Source organism: Pontibacterium sp. (assembly GCF_041587635.1).
Classification (GTDB): domain Bacteria; phylum Pseudomonadota; class Gammaproteobacteria; order Pseudomonadales; family Balneatricaceae; genus Pontibacterium.
Genome location: NZ_JBFGYC010000383.1, coordinates 1 through 4,000, shown reverse-complemented (window position 1 = coordinate 4,000; position 4,000 = coordinate 1). Strand labels below are relative to the sequence as shown.

The following is a 4,000-nucleotide window of genomic DNA, read 5'->3' as shown; positions in this document are numbered from 1 at the left end:
TTTTATTCAGGTTTTCTCTCTCTTTTTAGTGCGTTCGCACAGTGAAGTGCTTTTAACTCCTTAGTTTTCAAGGGCTTCAAATTCACACCGTTTTTACTTGTTCTCCCACTATTAAACAATCTAATAATTGCCTGATTTTACGCGGGTTTCCGGTCGATCGCCGCCTTGCATTTACTGGGGTTAATTTCTATAGTGTTGTGTAGTGGGGTAAAGTGGATAAAAGTGGGAAAATTTGGTGGCTGGGTAGGCAATAGATGTTTCGTGGCGTGAATCCAATCAATCTGGACGCAAAGGGACGCATGGCGATTCCAGCGCGCTACCGTGAACAAATCACGGGGTGTTGTGATGGGTGTCTGGTTGCCACGATTGACCCTGACGATCGCTGCTTACTGCTTTATCCGCTTCAGGAGTGGGAAGAGATTCAGAAGAAAATTGAAGCTCTGCCGAGTTTAAATCCGGTAGCCCGTCGCCTTCAACGTTTACTGATCGGTCATGCAACAGATCTGGATATGGATGCTAATGGTCGTCTGTTGCTGCCTGCGCCGTTGCGTGAATACGCGGGGCTCGACAAGAAAATTGTACTTCTTGGCCAAGGGCGGAAATTTGAAATATGGAGTGAGTCCCGCTGGGCGGAGACTCGCGATGAATATCTGCAAGTTGCGGAAGGCGCTGAAATGCCTGAAGAGATGCAGAGTCTGTCACTTTAAATCGGAATCATGCTGAATCATGGCGCAGGAATTTAAACATATTACGGTACTGCTCAACGAAGCTGTCGACCTGCTGGTGCAGGATCCCGACGGGTTTTACGTAGACGGTACTTTTGGCCGCGGCGGTCACACTGCGCTGGTATTGGATCGTCTGTCTGAAGGTGGTCGGGTGATGGGTATCGATAAGGACCCTCAGGCGATCGCGCATTCAAAAGAACGCTTTGGTGACGAACCTCGTTTCTCCATTGCGCACGGCAGCTTTGCAGAGATGGAGCAGTTTGTAACTGACGCAGGGATGATGGGTAAGGTTGATGGCGTACTCCTGGACTTAGGTGTGTCCTCGCCTCAGCTGGATGATCCCGATCGTGGCTTTAGTTTCTCCAACGACGGCCCGTTAGATATGCGTATGAATACGGCGGTAGGGGAGAGCGCAGCAGAATGGTTGGCTCGCGCTGAAGAAAAAGAGATCGCGGATGTTATCTATCTGTACGGCGAAGAGCGCTTCTCTCGTCGCATGGCGAAAGCGATTGTCGCTGAAAGGGCAGAGTCTCCGATCGTGACAACAGGACGTTTGGCGAAAATTATTGCTGAGGCCAATCCTGCGTGGGAGAAAGGCAAACATCCTGCGACACGTGCCTTCCAGGGGATCAGAATTCATATAAATCGTGAGCTGGAAGATCTTGAACGCTGTCTTGATCAGGCACTTGAAGTATTGGCTGAAGGTGGGCGTTTGGTGGTGATCAGTTTCCACTCGTTAGAAGACCGGATTGTAAAACGCTTTATCCGCAAATACGTCAAAGGTGACGAGCACCTACCACCGGGGATTCCTGTGACTCAGGATATGCTGAATCAGCGCCTGAAAGGGCTGGGAAAAGCGGTGAAGGCGGGTAAGCAGGAGGTGTCTGACAACCCTCGTGCGCGCAGTGCCGTCATGCGTGCAGCTTATAAGATCGCCTAAATGTTGGCGTTGCAGCGGTTCCGCAAAGTGCGTGAACCAGAAGTACAACCTGAACGGTTGTATCGTGCAGAAGAACTGATAAAGCCGGCATTGATGTTAGCGGTCGTGGTGCTGATGGTTGTTGGGTCAGCATTAATGGTGATTTTTGCATCGCACGATTACCGAAAGCTGTTTCATCAACACCAGGTAACCGTGCGTGAGTACGACGAATTGCAGGTTGAATGGGGTCAGCTATTACTGGAACAGGGTGCCTGGGCTGCAAATAACCGGGTTGAGTCTCTGGTGATTAAAAAGCTGAATATGAAAGTGCCAGATCCAACGCTGATAGAGTTCGTGCGCGATGAGTGAAGAGCAGACATGCAGTCAGATCGGTAAGGGGTGGAGGCTGGCACTTGTGCTGGGGATTCTCGCTGCTATTACCTGTGGCATTGGCTTTAAGCTGGTCACGCTGTATGTCGAGGATCAGGAGTTTCTGCAGAATCAGGGTAATGCCCGAAGCCTGCGAGTCATTCAGGTACCGGCGCATCGAGGCATGATTACCGATCGCAACGGGGAGCCGATGGCGGTCAGTGCGCCTGTTGCGACCGTATGGGTTGATCCTAAGATGGCAGACCTCAAGCATGTATCGCTAGGCAAAGTTGCCCGCCATTTAGGCACGAGTCGAGACCGCTTGGTGAAGAAGGTTTCAGCTAAACGTTCGAAGCGATTTATGTATTTGAAGCGTCAGGTTGAACCTCAGGTAGCAGCACGTATTCGTGAGCTGAAAGTGCCAGGGATACATGTTGAACGTGACTACAAGCGGTTTTATCCGTCGGGCGAAGTGGCCAGTCATCTGCTTGGTTTTACCAATCGTGATGGCAAGGGACAGGAAGGTCTGGAACTGTCGTATGAAAAAGCGCTGCATTCTGAGCCCGGTAAACAGCTGGTCTTGAAGGATTTGCTGGGGCGTACCGTTAAGCATATCCGTTCTGAAAGTGCAGCAGAGCAAGGTCAATCGCTGCAGTTGAGTATTGATATGCGACTGCAGTACCTAGCGTATCGTGAACTTAAAGCTGCGGTAACCGCTCATCGTGCCGATGCGGCATCGCTGGTGATGTTGGATGCAAAAACCGGTGAAGTATTAGCGATGGCGAATTACCCATCCTACAACCCGAATAATCCGGCAGACCGTGTGTCGTCGACGATTCGTAATCGGGCGGTAACCGATCTGTTTGAACCCGGTTCAACCATGAAGCCAATGACCGTTGCTGCTGCGCTGATGAGCGGGAAGTATGGTATGCGCAGTGTCATTGATACAACACCCGGTCATATGCGCTTGAAAGGTAAAACGATTCGGGATCACCGCAATTATGGCGAGCTGGATATTACCGGCATTATTACAAAGTCGAGCAATGTGGGATCGGTGAAGTTAGCACTGAGCCTGGAGCCGGGTAGCTTGCATAATTTATTGCAGAACGTGGGTATCGGGCATGCTACAGGCATCGGTTTTCCGGGGGAGCGTTCCGGGCGTCTGCCTTACTTAGCGGATAGCCAGGTCTTACAGCGTGCGACGCTGTCTTATGGCTATGGTTTGTCCGTCACGCCACTGCAGCTGGCGCAATCTTATCTGCCATTAGCGAATGATGGAGTGATGACACCTGTCAGCTTGCTACGTACCGACAAACCATTACCGCCGGTACGTGTTATGCCGGCACCGATCGCGCGCTCGATCCGGGGCATGATGGAAACGGTTATCAGTATTAAAGGGACGGGCCGTCAGGCGGCCATTCCAGGTTATAGGGTCGCGGGTAAGACCGGAACGGTGCATAAAGTTGGTAATAACGGATATATCGACGACCAGTATATCTCTCTTTTTGCGGGCATTGCGCCGGCCAGTAATCCCGAGGTGGTTACCGTCGTGATGGTCGATAATCCGAGAGGACAGGAGCACTACGGTGGAGAGGTTGCGGCACCGATTTTCTCCCGCACTGTGGGTGGAACGCTGCGTATGTTGAATATCCCGCCGGATAACCTGGTGCGCCCCGAACAACAGGTTGTAAAACGCTGATGACTATTCGAAGCCGATCATTGGTGGAGTTGTTACCGGAGCTTGTTGATGCGGAAGCCGGTGCATGTGTCGTGACGGGTATCAGTCAGGACAGCCGGAAAATCGTAGCAGGCGATCTGTTCTGTGCACGCGCAGGTGGGCAGTATAAAGGTATCAATTTTGTTGCTGACGCCATCGAAAAAGGTGCGGCGGCGATCCTGATCGATAGCTTAGAGCAGTGGGCTGAACCGAGCCCTGTACCTGTCATCGCCGTAGAGCAATTAGCGCAGCGTTTAAGTGGTATCGCGG

At 51.6% G+C, this 4,000-nt stretch carries 5 protein-coding genes; all 5 read left to right on the top strand.

The window, feature by feature from the left end:
* Positions 1 to 254: 254 nt before the first annotated feature.
* A complete protein-coding gene (mraZ, locus tag ABYW01_RS15970; protein WP_193952105.1) occupies positions 255 to 707 on the top strand; it encodes a division/cell wall cluster transcriptional repressor MraZ in 453 nt (150 codons plus the stop codon).
* A 19-nt stretch (positions 708 to 726) separates the two neighbouring features.
* Positions 727 to 1,665 carry a 16S rRNA (cytosine(1402)-N(4))-methyltransferase RsmH gene (gene rsmH, locus ABYW01_RS15965; protein WP_372834552.1) on the top strand — a complete coding sequence of 313 codons (939 nt, stop codon included), beginning with the start codon at positions 727 to 729 and terminating at the stop codon, positions 1,663 to 1,665.
* Positions 1,666 to 2,013, top strand: a complete 348-nt coding sequence (ftsL, locus tag ABYW01_RS15960; RefSeq protein WP_372834550.1) for a cell division protein FtsL — start codon at positions 1,666 to 1,668, stop codon at positions 2,011 to 2,013. It abuts the gene before it with no gap.
* Entirely contained in the window at positions 2,006 to 3,712 is a 1,707-nt protein-coding gene (locus ABYW01_RS15955) for a peptidoglycan D,D-transpeptidase FtsI family protein (protein ID WP_372834548.1), read from the top strand. The genes ftsL and ABYW01_RS15955 overlap by 8 nt, the downstream gene beginning before the upstream one ends.
* Positions 3,712 to 4,000: Mur ligase domain-containing protein (locus ABYW01_RS15950; protein ID WP_372834546.1), on the top strand; the 289-nt coding region annotated here is incomplete at its 3' end. The genes ABYW01_RS15955 and ABYW01_RS15950, both read left to right, overlap by 1 nt.